This window comes from Undibacterium sp. TJN25 (assembly GCF_049339885.1).
GTDB lineage: Bacteria > Pseudomonadota > Gammaproteobacteria > Burkholderiales > Burkholderiaceae_D > Undibacterium.
On the sequence record NZ_JBMPPM010000006.1, the window covers coordinates 81,659 to 99,557 of the forward strand.

The 17,899-nt window shown below is 58.7% G+C and carries 21 protein-coding genes; 9 read left to right on the forward strand and 12 right to left on the reverse strand.

Features of this window, described 5'->3' with window-relative positions:
- Nucleotides 1-3: 3 nt before the first annotated feature.
- Entirely contained in the window at nucleotides 4-318 is a 315-nt protein-coding gene (locus ACO0LO_RS15960) for a DUF1294 domain-containing protein (protein ID WP_422965233.1), read from the reverse strand.
- A gap of 33 nt (nucleotides 319-351) precedes the next feature.
- Entirely contained in the window at nucleotides 352-828 is a 477-nt protein-coding gene (locus ACO0LO_RS15965; protein ID WP_422965234.1) for a YdeI/OmpD-associated family protein, read from the reverse strand.
- 250 nt (nucleotides 829-1,078) lie between these two features.
- Between ACO0LO_RS15965 and ACO0LO_RS15970 the strand changes: the two genes are divergently transcribed.
- Nucleotides 1,079-2,935: a TonB family protein gene (locus tag ACO0LO_RS15970; protein WP_422965235.1), complete on the forward strand. Its 1,857-nt coding sequence runs from the start codon at nucleotides 1,079-1,081 to the stop codon at nucleotides 2,933-2,935.
- 81 nt (nucleotides 2,936-3,016) lie between these two features.
- Complete coding sequence (locus ACO0LO_RS15975; protein WP_422965236.1) at nucleotides 3,017-4,150, forward strand: DNA alkylation repair protein; 1,134 nt, start codon at nucleotides 3,017-3,019, stop codon at nucleotides 4,148-4,150.
- Between the two features lie 93 nt (nucleotides 4,151-4,243).
- Here the strand turns inward: ACO0LO_RS15975 and ACO0LO_RS15980 are convergent, their stop codons facing one another.
- From ACO0LO_RS15980 to ACO0LO_RS16000, 5 genes are all read right to left on the reverse strand, one after another.
- Nucleotides 4,244-4,588, reverse strand: coding sequence for a YbjQ family protein (locus ACO0LO_RS15980; protein WP_422965237.1), 345 nt, complete (start codon nucleotides 4,586-4,588; stop codon nucleotides 4,244-4,246).
- 28 nt (nucleotides 4,589-4,616) lie between these two features.
- Nucleotides 4,617-5,588, reverse strand: coding sequence for a hypothetical protein (locus ACO0LO_RS15985; RefSeq protein WP_422965238.1), 972 nt, complete (start codon nucleotides 5,586-5,588; stop codon nucleotides 4,617-4,619).
- Nucleotides 5,589-5,664: 76 nt separating this feature from the next.
- On the reverse strand, nucleotides 5,665-6,480 hold the full coding sequence (locus tag ACO0LO_RS15990; protein WP_422965239.1) for an NUDIX domain-containing protein: 816 nt from the start codon (nucleotides 6,478-6,480) through the stop codon (nucleotides 5,665-5,667).
- A gap of 129 nt (nucleotides 6,481-6,609) precedes the next feature.
- Nucleotides 6,610-6,882 carry a hypothetical protein gene (locus ACO0LO_RS15995; RefSeq protein ID WP_422965240.1) on the reverse strand — a complete coding sequence of 91 codons (273 nt, stop codon included), beginning with the start codon at nucleotides 6,880-6,882 and terminating at the stop codon, nucleotides 6,610-6,612.
- 114 nt (nucleotides 6,883-6,996) lie between these two features.
- Nucleotides 6,997-7,464: a hypothetical protein gene (locus ACO0LO_RS16000; protein ID WP_422965241.1), complete on the reverse strand. Its 468-nt coding sequence runs from the start codon at nucleotides 7,462-7,464 to the stop codon at nucleotides 6,997-6,999.
- A 64-nt stretch (nucleotides 7,465-7,528) separates the two neighbouring features.
- Between ACO0LO_RS16000 and ACO0LO_RS16005 the strand changes: the two genes are divergently transcribed.
- Nucleotides 7,529-8,170: a tRNA-uridine aminocarboxypropyltransferase gene (locus ACO0LO_RS16005; RefSeq protein ID WP_422965242.1), complete on the forward strand. Its 642-nt coding sequence runs from the start codon at nucleotides 7,529-7,531 to the stop codon at nucleotides 8,168-8,170.
- 123 nt (nucleotides 8,171-8,293) lie between these two features.
- On the opposite strand, the gene groL is transcribed toward ACO0LO_RS16005, so the two are convergent.
- The 4 genes from groL to ACO0LO_RS16025 all read right to left on the reverse strand — a co-directional run bounded on the left by groL (nucleotide 8,294) and on the right by ACO0LO_RS16025 (nucleotide 11,458).
- On the reverse strand, nucleotides 8,294-9,946 hold the full coding sequence (gene groL, locus ACO0LO_RS16010) for a chaperonin GroEL (protein ID WP_422965243.1): 1,653 nt from the start codon (nucleotides 9,944-9,946) through the stop codon (nucleotides 8,294-8,296).
- A gap of 75 nt (nucleotides 9,947-10,021) precedes the next feature.
- A complete protein-coding gene (gene groES, locus ACO0LO_RS16015; RefSeq protein ID WP_188566425.1) occupies nucleotides 10,022-10,312 on the reverse strand; it encodes a co-chaperone GroES in 291 nt (96 codons plus the stop codon).
- A 419-nt stretch (nucleotides 10,313-10,731) separates the two neighbouring features.
- On the reverse strand, nucleotides 10,732-11,118 hold the full coding sequence (locus ACO0LO_RS16020; RefSeq protein ID WP_422965244.1) for a hypothetical protein: 387 nt from the start codon (nucleotides 11,116-11,118) through the stop codon (nucleotides 10,732-10,734).
- Nucleotides 11,119-11,314: 196 nt separating this feature from the next.
- Nucleotides 11,315-11,458 carry a hypothetical protein gene (locus ACO0LO_RS16025; RefSeq protein WP_422965245.1) on the reverse strand — a complete coding sequence of 48 codons (144 nt, stop codon included), beginning with the start codon at nucleotides 11,456-11,458 and terminating at the stop codon, nucleotides 11,315-11,317.
- A 15-nt stretch (nucleotides 11,459-11,473) separates the two neighbouring features.
- Between ACO0LO_RS16025 and ACO0LO_RS16030 the strand changes: the two genes are divergently transcribed.
- From ACO0LO_RS16030 to ACO0LO_RS16055, 6 genes are all read left to right on the forward strand, one after another.
- A complete protein-coding gene (locus tag ACO0LO_RS16030) occupies nucleotides 11,474-12,583 on the forward strand; it encodes a sensor histidine kinase (RefSeq protein ID WP_422965246.1) in 1,110 nt (369 codons plus the stop codon).
- Between the two features lie 3 nt (nucleotides 12,584-12,586).
- Complete coding sequence (locus ACO0LO_RS16035) at nucleotides 12,587-13,342, forward strand: LytR/AlgR family response regulator transcription factor (RefSeq protein ID WP_422965247.1); 756 nt, start codon at nucleotides 12,587-12,589, stop codon at nucleotides 13,340-13,342.
- Nucleotides 13,343-13,428: 86 nt separating this feature from the next.
- On the forward strand, nucleotides 13,429-14,658 hold the full coding sequence (gene ampC, locus ACO0LO_RS16040) for a class C beta-lactamase (RefSeq protein ID WP_422965248.1): 1,230 nt from the start codon (nucleotides 13,429-13,431) through the stop codon (nucleotides 14,656-14,658).
- Nucleotides 14,655-15,626 carry an acyltransferase family protein gene (locus tag ACO0LO_RS16045; protein WP_422965249.1) on the forward strand — a complete coding sequence of 324 codons (972 nt, stop codon included), beginning with the start codon at nucleotides 14,655-14,657 and terminating at the stop codon, nucleotides 15,624-15,626. Before ampC ends, ACO0LO_RS16045 begins: the two co-directional genes overlap by 4 nt.
- Nucleotides 15,623-15,844: a hypothetical protein gene (locus tag ACO0LO_RS16050; protein ID WP_422965250.1), complete on the forward strand. Its 222-nt coding sequence runs from the start codon at nucleotides 15,623-15,625 to the stop codon at nucleotides 15,842-15,844. Before ACO0LO_RS16045 ends, ACO0LO_RS16050 begins: the two co-directional genes overlap by 4 nt.
- 66 nt (nucleotides 15,845-15,910) lie before the next feature.
- Nucleotides 15,911-16,873, forward strand: coding sequence for an alpha/beta hydrolase (locus tag ACO0LO_RS16055; protein WP_422965251.1), 963 nt, complete (start codon nucleotides 15,911-15,913; stop codon nucleotides 16,871-16,873).
- A gap of 53 nt (nucleotides 16,874-16,926) precedes the next feature.
- Here the strand turns inward: ACO0LO_RS16055 and ACO0LO_RS16060 are convergent, their stop codons facing one another.
- Nucleotides 16,927-17,826 carry a LysR family transcriptional regulator gene (locus ACO0LO_RS16060; protein ID WP_422965252.1) on the reverse strand — a complete coding sequence of 300 codons (900 nt, stop codon included), beginning with the start codon at nucleotides 17,824-17,826 and terminating at the stop codon, nucleotides 16,927-16,929.
- Between the last annotated feature and the right edge of the window lie 73 nt (nucleotides 17,827-17,899).

The following is a 17,899-nucleotide window of genomic DNA, read 5'->3' on the forward strand; positions in this document are numbered from 1 at the left end:
CTTCTATGTCTTCAGGGCGGATGCCGCGCCGTCTGCAGGGCCCGTCAGCCATATCAGCCCGATCAACGCGGCGAGGTTGACGGCCACCGTGGCCCAGAACACGATCTGGAACGCCGTCTTCCTGTTCTTGTGGCGCAGCATGCTTTGCGCCAGCAGCGCGCCGGGCCAGCCGCCTATCAGGCTGACCAGATGCAGAGAGTTTTCGCTGATGCGCCAGCTACCTTTTTTTGCTGCTGATTTATCCACCGCATATAGTGCCAGGTTCAGGACGCTGGCGAGCGCGTAGGTCAGCAGGATGGATAGTAAAAGCCAGGGCACGTGTCATTTCCTTTTTGCGGTGTGCAAAGCTGACTAGCTTAGCTTTTTATGATGCAGCAGCATGTCGATGGCTTTCAGCAGCCGCTGCTGGCGCGTGGCCTCGCGTTTGGCGTCCTCTATCCAGCGTGCGTATTCCTTGCGGTAAGTGTAAGCCAGTTGCTCAAAATACGCTTCCGCCGCGGGATTGGCGCGCAGCAGCGCCTGCAGGTCTTCGGGCACTTCCACCGTGCGTTCTTCCAGGTCTTTTTGCAATACGATGTCCACTTCGTCACCGGGCTGCTTGCCCAGCTTTTCGCGGATTTCCTTCAGCACCAGCAGCCGGTGGCAATCGCCGCCCATGCGGATCAACGTACCGCGATAGGCGATGCCGTTGATCGTGGCCTTGATCTTGACGCGTTTGCCGCCGAACACCTGCTCCACATCAAAAGGGACGGTCACAAAGGCGCCGCCGCCGTCGTTTTCATTCTGCTCTATGCGCCCCCGGAAGCGCTGTATTTTTTCTGCGGCCATGGTCTGCGGATGTCTCGTGTTTTTTTTAAAGTTCGATGCTTAATTTACCATAACAATGACGGCTGCCCTGCAGCGGATGCCGGCTCCGTGGCTTTGCCGTGTAATGAAGCAACAAAATTGCTGTTTTGCGGCAGTGGCGGCGGCAAGCTGAAGTATCATCCTCCCTTGGCCTATAGGGCAACATTCTTATAGTGCACTTATTTATAACGCACTTATTTATAACCCATTTATCACCTGCACCGCACCAGCCTTGAGCGAAACCGCCATTACTGCCTCTGCCCCTTACCGGCCCGACCGCCTGCGCGCGCGGCTGGGAATAGGCATTGCATTATCGATACTGGTGCATGCGCTTGTCCTGTCGCTGCAGTTCGGCATACCGGGCCTGGCGTTGCCGGGGCTGGAGCTGCCATGGAACAAGCGCAGGGCCCAGGCGCCTGAACTGACAGTGCAGATTGCCGATGCCGTGCCATCCACACCGGCCGAAGCCTTACCGGAGCCGGTTCCGCCGGCAGACTTGCCGCCGCTGATAAAACCGGCCAGCGAGGGCTTTACGCTGGTAGCGCCGCTTGCACCCCCTCTACCGCCTGACCCTGTCTCGGCCCCAGCTTCCCAAGTGCCCAAAGCCCGGCCAGCTTCCGCCAAAAAACCTGGAAAACCAAAGCCGCCTGCCCCGTTGCCCGTTGCCGAAGAGGCCGCCACATCCCCGCCGGATGTGATCACGCGCATGGATAGCAGCGATGACAGTTTCTCGGTGCCTGTGCCGAGCCCCGAAGAACCGGCCAAGCCGGTGGCCACGAATGCAGATAAGGCGGCGCCGGTGCCTGCCGTGGAACCGCAAGCGGCGGAGACGGCTGCATCGCAGCCCATTGAGGACAGCCACTTGCAAAAACAGCTGGCAGAGGCGGAAGCCGCACGGCAGCAGGAGGCCCGGCAGCAAGCCGTGCTGGCGGCCCTGGTAGCGCAAAAACAGGAAGAAGCAAAGCAGGCCCAGCGCACGCAGGAACTGGTGGTGCAGGCAGTCCGCCAGCAAGAGGCGGATGCGCGCAAGCTGGCGCAGGAAAGCCAGACCCGCGAGCGTGAAGCGAGGGACAGGGAGGCACGCAGGTCCGAAGAGCTGGCGCGCCAGCAGGCAGCGGCGCTGGCCTTGCAACAGCAGCAGGCATTGCAGCAGGTAGCGCAGCAACAGGCCCGCCAACAGGCCGAGGCCGATAAAGCACGCGAACTGCTGAAAGCGAAACAGGAACAGCAGGCCAGGGAAGACGCCGTCAAAGCACAGCAGCTGGAAGCTCAACGCAGGGAAGAACAGCAGCTTCGGCAACAACAGCTGGCGCAACAACAGGCACAGCAGGAGCGTGAACAGAAAGAACGGCAGGCGCAAGAACTGCAGGCACGCCAGCAGGCGGAGGAGGCCGCGCGCCAGCTCGCTGCCGCACAGGCGCGCCAGAAACAGCAGGACGACATCGCCGCGCGCCAAAAGGCGGATGAACTGGTACGCCAGCAAGCGGAAGCCTCTGCTGCCCGTCAGCGCGAAAGGGAACTGGCTGCACAGGCCGCAACGGCGGCCGCCACAGGCTCAGGCACCGCTGCCAACGCCGGCAATGCCGAAGGCAAGCCGGCGCAAGGCTTTGTGCTGCCCAAGAGCCTGCTCGGTAGCGACCTCGCCAGCCGCGCGCTGGACCAGGCGAAGAGTCTGGACCTGTCGCGAGGCAACCCGCCGGTGCGCCGTGTGGAAGACGATAACGCAGGACGCCGGCGCAGTATCCTGGGTAATATCACCGAAGACGTGCCGCTCAGGATGTATGTCGACAGCTGGCGCCAGAAGATAGAACGCAACGGCAACCTCAATTATTCGCAGATCGCCAAGGACAAGGCCAGGGGCGATCCCGTGGTCACGGTGGTCATTCGTAGCGACGGCAGCGTGGAAGAGGTGATCATCAACCGTTCCAGCGGCCGCGCCGACATCGACGAGGCCGTGCGCCGTATCGTCAGGGTCAATGCACGTTATGCCGCCTTCCCACCCAATATCGCCGCCAAGTACGACGTGCTGGAGATCCGGCGGGTGTGGAACTTTGACGAGACGTTGAAGATACTGGAAGAAATGCGTTAATACGCTGAAGGTCTTTGCATCTGCAGAGACGAATCAACCCCATTCAAAGCACGAGATAGTAAATTGCCCAAGCAAAAAACCATGCAAAAAGCCAAGCAAAAAGCTGAACAAGACACTGAGCAGCCATCCGAGACAGCGCCCGCGCTGAAGGAAATTTTCAACGCGCAGCGCATCCGCCATATCGCGGAAGAAACACGCCTGGTTTGCCCTTCCTTCGATAGCAAGCGCTTTCTGGCCAGCATGGGCGATCTTGATGCACTGTCGCTGATGGCCCGCTTGCGGCGCGTGGCGGAGAGCCTGCATGTGGCGCTGCCCGGTGATTTCCGGTCCAACGTGAAGGTTCTGCGGGCGCTGGCGCCGCGCCTGAACAGCGGCTTTGTCACCATGGCCTTGCCGGAGTATGTCGCACTGTACGGCGCAGAGGATTTTGAAACCTCGATGGACGCACTGAAATACCTGACCACCTTCGGTTCATCAGAATTCGCAGTGCGCCATTTCCTGCAGCGTGATCTTCCGCGTACGCTCGCGGTGATGCAGACCTGGGCCCATGACGACAACGAACATGTGCGCCGGCTGGCAAGTGAAGGCAGCCGGCCGCGCCTGCCATGGTCGTTCCAGATCAAGCCGCTGATGGCCGATCCAACACCGATTGCGCCCATACTCGATGCGCTCAGGGCGGACCCCAGCCTGTATGTCCGGCGTTCTGTGGCCAACAGCTTGAACGACATCACCAAGGATAATCCATCCTGGGCGCTGGACTGTATCGAGCAGTGGCCGCTCGATGACGCAGCCACCGCGTGGATAGCCAAGCATGCGCTGCGCAGCCTGATCAAAAAGGGCAATGCCCGCGCCCTGGCCGTAATCGGCGCAGGAGCAGAGGCACGCGTGATGCTCAGCGGTCTCGCCGTTTCTCCGGCGGTCATCACGCTGGGACAGACCATCGAACTTTCGTTCGATCTGTCTTCGACCGCAGGCGAAGCGCAACGCCTTGTGATCGACTACGCGATCCACTATGTCAAAAAATCCGGACGTGCCGCCGCCAAGGTGTTCAAGCTAAAGACCCTGGAGCTGGAAGCGGGAGCTGGCGCGCGGGTGCAAAAGAGGCAATCCATCGCAAACTTCACGACCCGCACCCACTATCCAGGTCGCCATGAGGTAGAGATCCTCGTCAACGGCCAGGTGCATGGCAAGACTGCGTTCGAACTGGAGGTGTGAGAGGCATTTTTTGTGATTGGCTCGGCGCTTGCATGCGCAGTATGGCCATCAAACGCCCATCAAGCAGCCAGCAAGCTTCAACCGCCCTGAGCCTTACGAGCGCTGCTGGTCGACCGGTATGGCAGTCACCGCCGTCCCATAACACAGCACCTCCGTCAAACCTGGCATCACTTCAGTGGCGTCGTAGCGCATGGCGATGATGGCGTTGGCGCCCATCTGGCGCGCATGCTTGCACATGTCTGCATAGGTTTCCGCGCGTGCCTGTTCGCACAGCTGGGTGTAGATGGTGATATTGCCGCCGAACAGGGATTGCAGGCCGCCGAAAAAATTGCCGACGATGGAGCGTGAGCGTACCGTGATGCCGCGCACGACGCCGAAGTTTTTGGTGATGGTATGGCCTGGCAGTTCCAGCGCCGTGGTGATCATCGAGTTGTGCATGCGGGCTCCTTTTGCGGTGGGGATCGGCTTATTTGGTTTTTGCGGCGTCCAGTATCTGCTGCATCTTGTCGGTGATGTCGGGCGATGCAATTTTGGTGTCTTTCAGGACCAGCATGGCAAAGTTGTCGGCAACGATTTCTTCCGGGTGGATGATGTAGCCGGTGTTCTTGCCGATCTGCTCAAAAAAGCCGCCAGCATCCTTGACGTCCACCAGCAGTGGGCCGTTGGCGTCCGTACGTGCCTGCGCGGGTTTCGTTGCGTTGCCTTTTTCCACCAGCAGCAGCTTGAAGTTCAGGTAGTCGAAAAATTCGCCGCCCTTGGCCGTATCGTAGCTAGGCTGCGTTGCATACAGGATGGGGATGGCCCAGCTGGACGTGCCGCCGGTCTTGACCTGGATACAGTAGTCGTTGCGCGGTGCGTCCGGGTTGGTCAGCTTGATGGGTTTCAGTGTGGCGGGGAAGGCCAGCTCGCCGCAGGGCTGGAAGCCGATCACGCCGTACAGCTTTTCGCGCAGCGCGGGATTGTGGCGGCTCAGCACATGGAACAGCTCATGGCTGATCAGGCGCGGCAGGCCGGTCTTTTTGTCGTCCGCCAGTTCGGCTTCCGTCAGGATAATGGCATTGCCGCGCGTATAGGCGGCGCCGCCTTCTTCCTTGCCGGTGGTCTTGATCATCAGTACCGTCTTGGGAAAGGGCAGCGACAGGGCATCCAGCCTTGGCTGTATCTTGCTGAATGAGGCCTGTACCAGCCCTTTTTCCCTGTCGCTCCATTCCTGCGCATTGTCGCTGACAAATTTCAGGTAGGTGGACTCGCTGACTTCGCTGGCGGTCTTCAGCCTGGCGGCACGATCAAAGGGGCTTTGACCCTGCACGAAATCGTCACGTGTCGTCAGCACGGTCCTGGCCTGCTGCGCCGTGGCAAAGCTGAAGACAACCGGTTCGGCGTGCGTGCCTGCGGCAAGCGAGGCCAGCAGCAAAGGAAGAAGGCGTTGAATTTTCATGATGGGGTTTCACGGTGTAAAGGATGAGCGAGTGTATCAAATAATCGGCACGCCACAATGCTTGCGTGCACCGGGTTCACAAAGGATGAAGGGTGTCAAACAACTGCGCGGGGCTCAGGGCGCCAAACTGCTGGCCGGCATGGATGCCCGGCGCGCCCAGCGCCAGCCACGCGAGCACCTGCGCCTTGCCACTGGCAACCCATCCTGGCGCGGCCAGCGTTTCGTGCAGGTCATCATATCCCACGCTGACGACCTTGCCTTCCCAGCTGCCGCGCAACTGCTCCAGCTCGGCGGCCGGCACGGCCAGGCCCAGGAAGGTGAACTGGATGAAGCCGGTCGCCAGCTCTTGCGAGCACATCAGCGGCGGCAATGCCCGCGCTTGCAGCGCCAGCCCGGTTTCTTCATGGATTTCGCGCAGGATGGTGTCTTCCAGCCCGCTGTCTCCCGGCTCGCCCGGTGACGGTGGCAGGTAAGCGCCGCCTATGGTGTGCAGGGTATTGGGCGCGGTGGCGCTTTCTGCTGAGCGGCGATGCAGCATGATTTCGCGTTTGTCGGCGCATACCAGCACGGCGCAGGCGCTGACGATGGGCGGCTTGTGCCCCTGCTCGCGCAGCGCGCAGACCGTCGCAAAATCCGCAGTGTAGACATTAAGTGATGGCGGCAATTGCCTGCACTCTGCTGCTGATGCCAGCAGCGCATGCAGCTCATTTGGCCGCTGCAGTTGTTGCAGCCGTTTGCAATGCGCGTCTCTGCCGTATGGCAGTTCCGCTGCCAGAGGCAGGGGGCCGGCGATGTGCAGCGAAGGCAGTTCGCCGGGGAAACCGAAAATTTCCACTTCAGATGCAAAACGGCTGTTCAGCAGGGCCTGGCATCTCGCTTTTTGATTCTGCATTCCGGAGGCTGGTCCATGTTGGTATGGATGAAAGTATAAGCGTCTGCTGTGTATTTTAAGGCGTTGTAAATAAAAAAAGCTCGCCTGTAGCGAGCTTGCCATGCGCCGGGGCCTAGCCCAAAGACGCTCTTAAGCAGTAGTGCTGAGCGTCGTGCCTATCAACTGGCCACTGGCGTTGACAGTGGGCGGCGGCGGAGGTGGAGGCGGCTGGTCCTGGACTTCGCTGGATTGTGACGTGGCCTTGGGCGCAGTTGTCGTCTGGGTTTGCGTGGTCTGGCTGGTCTGCTGCGTGCTGGCATTGCTTGTCGGCGTTGCCTGGCTGTTGTCCACTGGCGGCTGAGGTGGTTGGGGCGGCCGGTAGATATATTGCGGGGAGTTCGGATCGATGGGAGCCGTGGCCATGGAGTTCACCTGTGAGGTTGTGCGTCAATGTAGGGGAGGGATTTTCCAGCTTAGTGCACGGCGGAGGAGAGTTCAAGACGTTCTCTGCCTGCAATAAAGATATATGGATGAAATTTATTTGTCTTTGGGTAATTCCTGCTTTTTGAAGACAAGGTCGAACATGTCGGTATCCAGCTGTTCCAGCTTGCCATCGAGATTCTGGATGTGCGCAGTGTCGTAGTAGCTGCCGACATCTACCACTTTCTCCCTGGAAAAACCTATCAGCATGGTTCTTTTGCCGGCATCTCCCACATGCTCGCTCAGCTTGACAAAATAGCGGTCGCCACGCGCCCTGGCGATGTCATAAATGGCGTGCATGATGAACATCGATGAAGGCACGGAGGCGCCGGATACAAAGCGGATTTCCACCGTGGAGGTTTTGGCATCCCTGGAGACCTCTTCCACCCGCAGGTCCAGCGGTTTGCCCTGCCCACCCGTCTGGTGGATTTCATTCAGGATCAGCGGTGCGGGAGCTGCGCTGGCGTAACTTGCAAACACCGCAAACACTGCACATAGAATCGGGCTAGGTTGAATATATCTCATGCATGCTCTCCAATGAATTTAACTAATCATAGGTCGGTACAGCGGTTTTGGATAAAATCCCTGCATGATCCCGGAATCCGCCACCAAACGTCCCGTCTGCCGCCACTGCCTGCGCCCGCAACGCACTTGCATCTGCCTGTGGGTACGTCCTGCGGGTTCTATTGTGGATGTGCTGGTGCTGCAACACCCGATGGAGGTAGACAATGCCAAAGGCACTGCGCGCCTGCTGCACCTGAGCCTGGCCGGCAGCCGCCTGCTGGTTGGGGAGGTATTTGATGCGGAGGCCTTGCACGCGTTGCTGCATGCAGATGGCAAACAGGCTGTGCTGCTGTATCCGGATACGCCGGAGGAGAAGGCGCTGGGCATGACGCCGGCGCCGCCCTTGCCGCCTGAGGTGTTGCAAGAACCGTCGCGGCTGCGGCTGGTCGTGCTGGATGGCACCTGGCGCAAGAGCCGCAAGATGCTCTACCTGAACCCGCTGCTGCAGCAATTACCGCGCCTGCCCTTGCGCGATCCGCCGGCATCGCAATACCTGATCCGCAAGGCGCATGGCGAGCACCAGCTGTCCACGCTGGAAGCAGTGTGCCATGCGCTGGCGGAACTGGAAGGGGATGGCGGCAAGTATCAGCCGCTGCTGCAAGCCTTCGGCGGCTTTGTTGCGCAGCAGGGTGCTTATGCGAAGGCGCCGCCGGAGTTTGATAACTAAGGGTTTTCATGAGCGGCTAATCCACCGTCCGGCAAGCAAAAAGCCCCGCAGTTTGCACTGCGGGGCTTTTTGTTTTTACTGAGTGAAGCGAGGCTTCAGGCCAGTGCTGTAATCCTTGCGGAATTACATCATGCCGTCCATACCACCCATGCCGCCCATACCACCCATGCCGCCGCCCATACCGCCAGCAGCTTTGTCTTCCGGCAATTCAGCTACCAATGCATCGGTAGTCAGGATCAGGCCGGCAACAGATGCTGCATTTTGCAATGCGGAGCGTGTTACTTTAGCTGGATCCAGAACGCCCAGTTCTACCAGGTCGCCGTAAGTGCCGTTGGCAGCGTTGTAGCCGTAGTTGCCAGTGCCTTGCAACACTTGGTTCACAACGACAGATGGTTCGTCGCCAGCATTGGCAACGATCTGGCGCAGCGGTTCTTCAATAGCGCGCAGAACGATCTTGATACCGGCTTCCTGGTCAGGATTGTCGCCCTTCAGGTCTTTGACGTTAGCGCGTGCACGCAGCAGGGCAACGCCGCCGCCAGGAACAACGCCTTCTTCAACAGCAGCGCGAGTAGCGTGCAGAGCATCTTCCACGCGTGCTTTTTTCTCTTTCATTTCAACTTCAGTTGCAGCGCCAACCTTGATCACAGCAACACCGCCTGCCAGTTTGGCAACGCGTTCTTGCAGTTTTTCACGGTCGTAGTCAGAAGTTGCTTCTTCGATTTGCGCGCGGATTTGTTTAACGCGTGCTTCGATGCTGCCTGCTTCGCCTGCGCCATCGATGACGGTTGTGTTTTCTTTACCGATTTCGATGCGTTTAGCTTGACCCAGGTCTTGCAGAGTTGCTTTTTCCAGTGTCAGGCCGACTTCTTCAGCGATCACTTGGCCGCCGGTCAGGATAGCGATATCTTCCAGCATGGCTTTACGACGGTCGCCGAAGCCTGGAGCTTTGACAGCTGCAGTTTTCAGGATGCCGCGGATGTTGTTGACAACCAGGGTTGCCAGCGCTTCGCCGTCTACATCTTCAGCGATGATCAACAGTGGACGGCCGGATTTTGCAACTTGTTCCAGTACCGGCAGCAGATCACGGATGTTCGAGATTTTTTTGTCGAACAACAGGATGAACGGGTTTTCCAGGATAACGGATTGTTTTTCCGGGTTGTTGATGAAGTATGGTGACAGGTAGCCACGGTCAAACTGCATACCTTCAACGATGTCCAGTTCGTTGTTCAGGGATTTGCCGTCTTCAACAGTGATGACGCCTTCCTTGCCTACTTTGTCCATTGCCTTGGCGATGATGTCGCCGATGTCTGCGTCGGAGTTAGCGGAGATCGAACCAACTTGAGCGATTTCTTTGTTGGTTGTCGTTGGCTTGGCCAGGTTTTTCACTTCAGCGACGATGGCGATAACTGCCTTGTCAATGCCGCGTTTCAGGTCGGTTGGGTTGAAGCCCGCTGCAACGTATTTGAAACCTTCGCGAACAATCGCTTGAGCCAAAACGGTAGCAGTTGTTGTGCCGTCACCAGCGTTGTCGGAAGTGCGGGAAGCTACTTCTTTCACGAGCTGCGCGCCCATGTTTTCCAGCTTGTCTTTCAGTTCGATTTCTTTGGCAACAGAAACACCATCCTTGGTGACTGTCGGCGCGCCGAAAGAACGCTCCAGAACTACGTTACGGCCTTTAGGGCCCAGTGTTACTTTAACTGCGTTGGCGAGGATGTTCACGCCGTTTACGATCTTGGCGCGTGCGTCGTCGCCGAAAATTACTTGCTTAGCTGCCATGTTAAATCTCCAGGATACTTAAATAAGGTCAATGCAAAACTGCCCTCATGCACATCGGCGCACAAGAGCCGCAAATTATTTCTGTACGATTGCGAAAACGTCTTCTTCGCGCATAACCAGGACTTCTTTGCCGTCAACTTTGACAGCCTGGCCGGAATATTTGCCGAACAGGATCAGATCGCCAACTTTGACATCCAGAGGACGTACTTTGCCGTCGTCGAGCTGTTTGCCTGTGCCAACTGCCAAAACGCGACCTTGATCCGGTTTTTCAGCGGCTGCGCCAGGCAGAACGATACCGGATGCAGTTTTTTCTTCTTGTTCCAGACGTTCTACGATCAGGCGATCATGCAGGGGGCGAAGGTTCATACAAGCTCCTTAAATATTAGCTATTGTGTTAACAAAATGAATATATGGCTTTGTGTTGCAGCGGTGTTGCCCGATGTTTCCATCAGCGCCGCAACGTTGCCAAAGACATAGGATTTATTCTCTATTGGCTGTCCTACAGCCGCTTGGCCAAGGAAGAGGCTGTTAGCACTCTCTCCTGACGAGTGCTAATTATAGGGGCGAGGTGGGGGATTTTCAAGGACTGAAAATGAGGTAAATTAATTTTTACTTAATAATCAGAGGTTTAGTGCCGCTTGGACTTGATCTTCCGGCACCTTTGGCACGGACATACTTGCCAATAAGCACACAGAGGTTTGCGTTTTTGCTATGGGCCGGCTCAGGGCTATCAGAGTATTTCCGTCAAAGTTCAGCAAGTATGTCCCTGTCGCTCCGGCTGTCTGTTATGCGTAAGTATTGACGATGGTGCCTGCGGTATCGGTAGTGCCGCCGGTGGCGCCGGCGCCTGGGCTATTGCCGTCTGCACTGGCAGATGGCACGGTTTTACCGGTGCCGCTTAAAATTTGAATTTGTTTGACGGCGCCCTTGATGATGGAAGTTTCCTGTGATTCCCTGGTATCAGGATCCGCGGATTTTTTCTGGTTTTTTTGTTGGGCCATCAGGCGTTGCAAGGTCTCGTTCAAAAGCTCCATCTGTTGCTGCAAGAGCTTGAGCTTTGCCTTTTTCTCCAGCGAATTGTCAGTCGTATCGGTGACGATGTCCCTGATCTGTTTTTCCAATTCGACGATACTCTTCATCGTCTTGGCAATTTCGCCAGAGTAATCGGTCACGGCTTCCCCGGAAATTTGCGCAACACTGATGCCTGCGCGAAGCGAGACGCTGATATCTCCCATTATGCTTGACCCGTTTTAAAATTATTTTATTGTTGAAATAATATTATCGGCCGATCAGTCTTAAACTTTAGTGGTAGCCCGGAGAGTGCGAGCGGGCAAGTGCCAGCCGGCCATCGTGTTGAGGTCACCCAGCTCAAACAAAGTGCTGAAGAAATTCTTCCAGTGCTTTTCCTGGATTATCGATTTCCGACGAAATCGTGCTGATGCCCCACTGATCAAGGATGGCTTCCTGTACGGGGTTGGCCTGATCGACCTTGCAGATCAGGGGGTATTTCATGCTATAGTTTTTTCAATGAAGCAATACCTCTCCTCCCGCTTTGCCGCCCTCGCGCCTGCATTCAAGACCACCATCCTGTCCATATTGTCATGGGCAGCCATCAGCGCACTTGGCGCCTTGCAAACCTATAGCGACAATCTGCGCATCGGCGTGGTCAGCGATTATTTCCTGCTCTTAAGAACCTGGTTCATCGAGTATGCGATGCCGCTGATCGTTCTCAGCGCCGGCCTGAGCATTGCGCTGGAGCGCTGGCCGTCCCTGATCGCCCGCCGGCGCCGTGTGGTGCTGCTGTTTATCGGGCTGGTGGTGATATTCCAGCCGGCAGAGTGGCTGTACATCGCCTGGCTTCGCGGCTACCTCAGTATTGGCAGCATAGGTGACGTCGGGCGTTTGCTGATGAAGATGCTGCTGGTAGGCTGGTTCTCCACCACGGGCACGTTTGCCGCCATCCTGGCGATACAGTATGGGCGCCAGGCCAGGGCGCGTGAACTGGCCTGGCAGCGCAGCCAGAACGATATGCTGAACCTGCGCCTTGCGCTGGAGGAGCAACGCATGCTGGCGCTGCGCGCGCAGCTGGAGCCGCATTTTCTGTTCAATGCGCTGAACGCGATCAGCGCCCTGGTGCGCGATGGCGACAAGCCGCTGGCGCTGGGCGGCATTGGCAGGCTCAGTGATCTTTTACGGTATGCACTCTCTGCCAGCGTACGCAATACCGTTACCGTCGCAGCCGAGCTGCAGTTCGTGCGTGACTATATCGACCTGCAGCGCCTGCGCTATGGCGCACGGCTACACATTACCGTTGAAGGCGAAGATGCGCTGCTGCACGAGGTCGAATGCCCGCCGCTGCTGTTGCAGCCGCTGATCGAAAACGCGCTACGCCACGACCTGGACTGCCACGACGGCTCAAGCGACATCCTTGTCCGTTTTGTCCACCAAGGCGACAGCATGTCGATTTCCGTCTCCAACCCGGTGGGACGGCATTGCGCGCCGAACCCCGGCGCCGGCCTTGGGCTGGCGAACACGCGCGACCGCCTGAGGCTGATGCATCCGGCGGCATCATTGCATGCCGGCATGCAGGGCGACCGCTTCGTTGCCGACGTCCGCCTGCCGTTGACGGAAGAATAAACCATGCCCATACGCTACCTGATTGTCGATGACGAAGCGCTGGGTCGCGCAAACCTGCGCCTCGCCTTGCAGCAGTATTCCGACTGGGTGCTGGAAGCCGAATGCGACAGCACGGCGGCTGCCCGGGCCCTGCTGGCCGGCCGTGACATCGACGTGATTTTTCTTGACATCCAGATGCCGGCCGAATCCGGCCTGGTGCTCGCGCGTGACATGAGCCGCCAGCAGGAGCCGCCGCTCATCGTGTTTGTTACCGCTTACAGCGTGCATGCGGTCGACGCGTTTGACGTGCACGCACTCGACTATCTCCTCAAGCCGCTGGATGATGCCAGGCTGGCGCAGGCAGTGGAGCGCAGCGCGGCGATGCTTCGGCACCGTCAGCGTGGGGCCTATGGCGCCGCCCTGCGCGACTATGTCGATGCCGATAAGGCACAGCGTATTGAGCGCATCAGTGTCCGCTCGGTTGGGCACATCGAGCAGATCCGTATCAGCGACATCCATTGGATAGAATCTGCCGGTAACTACGTTGAACTGCATCTGGCAGCACGCAGCCTGCTGCACAGGATGACATTGAACCAGCTCGAAGCCTTGCTCGCCCCGGAAGAATTCCTGCGTGTGCACCGCAGTACCATCGTGCGGCGCGACCAGATCGCCAGCCTGATCAGCGGCGGTGACGGTACCTGGCGCCTCAAGCTCCGCGGCGGCGGCGAAGTTCCGGTCAGCGAGCGTTATATTGGCGTCCTGAAATCGGCGATGGGATGAAATGCCGGGTTGCTGGGATGGCTGCGCTGTTCAAGCCGGTTTTACCGCCCCTATACTTGCAGTTCTTATATGAACTGGAGTGTATTTTGATCCCGCATTTATTCCCCTTCAAGTGCCTGGCACTGGCATGCATTTCTTTGTGCTTCGCTGCGCCGGCGAGTTTCGCTGCGGCAGATCGTCCTGATCGTCCAGGCCGTCCAGACCGTTCAACTAGTGCGGATATCCGGGCCGCCGTTGACGGCGCGATCCATCCTGTGATGGCGAAGTATGGCGTACCCGGCATGGCGGTCGCCGTGACCATTAATGGCCAGACCTTGTTTTTCAATTATGGCATCGCATCGAAAGAGAGCGGCGCGGCGGTCAACGAGAATACGCTGTTCGAGCTCGGCTCCATCAGCAAGACCCTGACGGCCACGCTTGCCTGCTACGCCCAGGGCATGGGCAAGCTTTCATTCGAAGACCATCCCGGCCGCTACATGCCGCAGCTGAAAGGAAGCGCAATCGATGCGGCAAGCCTGATCGATCTTGGCACCTATGCGGCTGGCGGCCTGCCTTTGCAATTCCCAGAAGAAGTGAAGGACAATGCGCAGATGCTGGCCTATTTTCGCGCATGGAAACCTGAAGGTCCACCCGGTACGCTGCGCCGGTATTCCAACCCCAGCCTGGGCCTGTTCGGGTATGTAACCGGGCTTGCGCTGCACTCAGACTTTGGCGATGCGATGGAGCGGCAGCTGTTACCGGCGCTCGGCATGAAACACAGCCATGTGCAGGTACCGGCCAGTGCCATGGCGCACTATGCCTGGGGTTATGACCAGCAGGACAAACCCGTCCGGGTTCGCCCCGACGTCCTGGATGTGGAAACCTATGGCATCAAATCGACCACCGCGGACATGATCCGCTTTGTACAACAGAACATCCAGCCCGACGGACTCACGGCGCCCTTCGAGCGCGCGATAGCGTGCACGCACGTCGGTTATTCGCAGGTGGGCGACATGGTGCAAGGCCTTGGCTGGGAACAATATCGCGGCAGCGTCAGCCTGCAGCGCCTGCTGGCCGGCAATTCGGACAAGATGATCAACGAGTCAAATCCCGCCTCCAGGCTCACTCCGCCGCAGCCGGCGCCCGGCGGAACGCTGTTTAACAAAACCGGCTCGACCAGGGGATTCGGCGCTTATGTGGTTTTCAAGCCGGAACAAAAAATCGGTATCGTCATATTGGCGAACAAGAGTTACCCGATTTCTGCCCGTGTCACGGCGGCCTACGCTATCCTCCAGCAGCTTGAGCAGGCAGCTCAACCTGTCTCCAACCACCAATGAGCACGATCCCCGCGACGGCTCTCCCTGATTCTCCGGTTGTGGAGACCGAGCAAGTCCAGGCCGGGCTGCGTGCCCGCAACTTCGGCATCGATTGCCTGCGCGGGCTGGCCATCCTGCTGGTGGTCGTGCACCATCTTGCATTGCCTTTCCGCTTACCGTTGGGACCCAGCCTGCTTGGGGCCTGGTGGCCGAAACGCCTGCTGGATGCCGTCAGTTTTAATGGCTACGAAGCGGTGTTTGTCTTTTTCGTTATTTCAGGTTTTCTGATCACCAGCCGCATCATCGAGCGCGATGGCGATCTTGCTCGGGTTGATCTGCGCCACTTTTATCGGGCAAGGGCGAGGCGTATTCTGCCTTTGCTATGCCTGACCCTGGCGGTATTGAGTGTGCTGGCCTGGTGCGGCGTTGAGGGCTTCGCGCCGTATCCTGGCGAGCAAAGCCTTGGCGGGCTGCTGGGTTCGGTGCTGACTCTCAGCTTTAACTGGTATGAAGGCCGCACCGGCTGGGCGCCCGCAGGCTGGGATGTGCTGTGGTCGCTGTCGATTGAAGAAGCGTTTTACCTCGGCTTTCCGCTGCTGTGCCTGTGGTTGCCGCGGCGCGTGCTGGTCGGCCTGCTTGTCGTATGGGCCTTTAGCCTGTTGCCCTTGCGTAACCTGGTGCTGGCCAGCGACGAAGTCTGGTGGGAAAAAGCCTATCTTCCCGGCATGTCGGCTATCGCCTGGGGCGTATTGACAGCCGTGCTGGCGCGGCGCTGGCGTCCGCTCCGGCGGGACGCGCGGGCGCTGCTCGTGTTCGGCGTCTTCTGCCTGTTGCTGGCGCTCGGATGGGGCGACTGGTATATCGCTACCTGCACAAATCCGGCATGTATGGTGTGTGCCTGGGCGCTTCCATGCTGCTGCTGGCCTGGCATGCGCATCCGCCTTCGCCCTGGCGCGGCCTGCGCTGGCTGGCGCGCATGGGCGCCATGAGCTACGAATTGTATCTGTCGCATATGTTTGTGGTGTTGGGCGTAGTGGCGGCCTATCGCGCAGCGCTGGCAGAAAGCCAGACCTGGACCTTCATCGTCTACCTTCCGGCATTGGTGTTGTGCTACGCGCTGGGCAGCTTGCTGCAGCGCTTCTTTGCCGACTTTTACTCCCATTTTTACGCACGCTTGCACGCTTCCGTTTCGCTCAGGCTTCGTTAGCGTTCACTGCCATGCCCGGCTGCTCCTCGTTTACCGCCGGCTTTTCAATTTCATTTACTGGTGCTTATGTTATTTCGATCCACTATCTGCGCAGCGCTGCGCGCGCTGGTCTTATCCACGCTTGCCTTACCCGCTTTCGCCGCTTTCGCCGCTTTCGCCACTTTCACCGCGCCCGCCGCGTCCGCCGCGTCCGCCGCGTCCATCACCCAGCAGGACGGCGCACCCTATACACTCACCGGCACCACGGTCCTTACGGTTCATGCCAAAGAGCTGGAGCGCGATTACCAGGTGTTTGTCAGTCTTCCACCGGGCTATGCGGCGAACGGGCCGTCATTGCCCGTAGTGGTGGTGACAGATGCGGATTATGCATTTCCATTAACGAGGGCGATTGCTGCCCGCATTGGCGGCCATAGCAAAGCGATCGGCCCCTTTATCCTGGTTGGCCTGTCCTACGCGGTCGGCGATACGCCCGAGTACAGCCGGCGCCGCGACTATACGCCGAGCACCGATACCAGCGAAACCTACACCTCCGACATGCCGGGACGCACGCCGCGTTTTGGCGAAGCGGAAGGCTACCGGCGCTTTATCGCCGGCAATGTGCTGCCGCTGATTGCGGAACGCTATCGTGCCGACATGACACGCACGGTGTTTGTCGGCCATTCCTACGGCTCCTTGCTCGGCACGCATATCCTGTTGAGTTCTCCTGCGCTGTTTGGCAAATATGTGCTCAGCAGCCCGTCGCTGTGGTACGACCACCACATCATGTTTGCGCGTGAGAAGGCCTACGCAGCCGGCCACAGGGAGTTGCAGGCCGATGTGTTTTTCTCCGTCGGCGGCCTGGAAGTGGCGCGTGGCGATGACGACACCCACATGGTGCGCGACCTGCGCAATTTCGACACTGCACTCAAGGCGCATCGTTATGCCGGCCTGCGCACGCAGTTGCATGTGTATGAAGGCAAGGATCATCTGGATGTATTTCCCGACATGATCACGAATGCGCTGAAATGGGCGGTGCCCGGGCGTAAATAGCCGATGGCAGGCACCTTCCGAGGGGCCTTGAAGGCGCCGCCGGTTTTGTGTATTTACGTAGCCATTGTGCTGAGAAAATCAATGAAGGCCCTTACCTTTGCCGCCGGCAGGTTGCGGGAAGGGTAGAGCGCGTACAGCGGAAATTTTTCGTCAGGCCAGTCGGGGAACAGGTCCACCAGCAGGCCCTGGTCGAGCAGGTCTTGCACGCCCACTGCTTTCACTTGCGCGATGCCGACGCCGGACAGGCAGGCGTTCAGCAGCGTGCCGACATCGGTCAGCAGCAGGCGGCCGGAGGTTTTTACGGGCACCGTCTTGCGTCCGCGGCGGAACTCCCATTCAAAAGGCTGGCCGCTGACGGAATCACGCACCTGGATACAGGCATGGTTTTCCAGGTCGGCGGGTTTTTCCGGGCGACCGTTCCTTTGCAGGTAGTCGGGCGAGGCGACGGTGACGATGCGGGTCTCCAGCAGCTTGCGCGCAACCAGGGAAGAGGTGGGCGGGATACCGAAGCGCACCGCCACGTCAAAGCCCTCGGCGACAAGGTCGCCCAGCTGTTCACGCGTGATCAGCTCCAGTGACACTTCCGGATGCTGTTCCAGGAAGCGGCGGATATGCGGCGAAAAGATCAGCCTGGAAAAAAAAGCATCAACATTCACCCTGAGCCGCCCCCGCGCCACCACCGATGAGCCGGAGGCGATGGTGACGGCGTCGCTGATGCCCGTCATCAGCGGGCTAATCTCCTCATACAGCCGCCTTCCTTCATCCGTCAGCGTGACCGAGCGGGTAGTCCTGTCCAGCAGGCGCACGCCTATGCGCGACTCCAGTCGGCTGACCGCGCGGCTGACGCCAGAAGGGGAAAGCCCCAGCGCGTCGGCCGCGCGCGCAAAGCTGCCGGCCTCAATAATGGCGGCCAGCACGCTGACGTTGGAAAGTACGCGTCCATCAAATGTCATTCGAATGCCTATTTCTATTCGTGATTTAAGGTCATTAACAATGTGAGTAAATAGCAATAAAGTCAATCTGTCT

Bases quoted from the DNA above. Each gene is read 5' to 3' on its own strand.
- ACO0LO_RS15965 (WP_422965234.1), bottom strand. From the start codon at position 828: ATGGCCGCAGAAAAAATACAGCGCTTCCGGGGGCGCATAGAGCAGAAT.
- ACO0LO_RS15975 (WP_422965236.1), top strand. From the start codon at position 3,017: ATGCAAAAAGCCAAGCAAAAAGCTGAACAAGACACTGAGCAGCCATCC.
- ACO0LO_RS15980 (WP_422965237.1), bottom strand. From the start codon at position 4,588: ATGCACAACTCGATGATCACCACGGCGCTGGAACTGCCAGGCCATACC.
- ACO0LO_RS15985 (WP_422965238.1), bottom strand. From the start codon at position 5,588: ATGAAAATTCAACGCCTTCTTCCTTTGCTGCTGGCCTCGCTTGCCGCA.
- ACO0LO_RS15990 (WP_422965239.1), bottom strand. From the start codon at position 6,480: ATGCAGAATCAAAAAGCGAGATGCCAGGCCCTGCTGAACAGCCGTTTT.
- ACO0LO_RS15995 (WP_422965240.1), bottom strand. From the start codon at position 6,882: ATGGCCACGGCTCCCATCGATCCGAACTCCCCGCAATATATCTACCGG.
- ACO0LO_RS16000 (WP_422965241.1), bottom strand. From the start codon at position 7,464: ATGAGATATATTCAACCTAGCCCGATTCTATGTGCAGTGTTTGCGGTG.
- ACO0LO_RS16005 (WP_422965242.1), top strand. From the start codon at position 7,529: ATGATCCCGGAATCCGCCACCAAACGTCCCGTCTGCCGCCACTGCCTG.
- groL (WP_422965243.1), bottom strand. From the start codon at position 9,946: ATGGCAGCTAAGCAAGTAATTTTCGGCGACGACGCACGCGCCAAGATC.
- groES (WP_188566425.1), bottom strand. From the start codon at position 10,312: ATGAACCTTCGCCCCCTGCATGATCGCCTGATCGTAGAACGTCTGGAA.
- ACO0LO_RS16025 (WP_422965245.1), bottom strand. From the start codon at position 11,458: ATGAAATACCCCCTGATCTGCAAGGTCGATCAGGCCAACCCCGTACAG.
- ACO0LO_RS16030 (WP_422965246.1), top strand. From the start codon at position 11,474: ATGAAGCAATACCTCTCCTCCCGCTTTGCCGCCCTCGCGCCTGCATTC.
- ACO0LO_RS16035 (WP_422965247.1), top strand. From the start codon at position 12,587: ATGCCCATACGCTACCTGATTGTCGATGACGAAGCGCTGGGTCGCGCA.
- ACO0LO_RS16045 (WP_422965249.1), top strand. From the start codon at position 14,655: ATGAGCACGATCCCCGCGACGGCTCTCCCTGATTCTCCGGTTGTGGAG.
- ACO0LO_RS16050 (WP_422965250.1), top strand. From the start codon at position 15,623: ATGAGCTACGAATTGTATCTGTCGCATATGTTTGTGGTGTTGGGCGTA.
- ACO0LO_RS16055 (WP_422965251.1), top strand. From the start codon at position 15,911: ATGTTATTTCGATCCACTATCTGCGCAGCGCTGCGCGCGCTGGTCTTA.
- ACO0LO_RS16060 (WP_422965252.1), bottom strand. From the start codon at position 17,826: ATGACATTTGATGGACGCGTACTTTCCAACGTCAGCGTGCTGGCCGCC.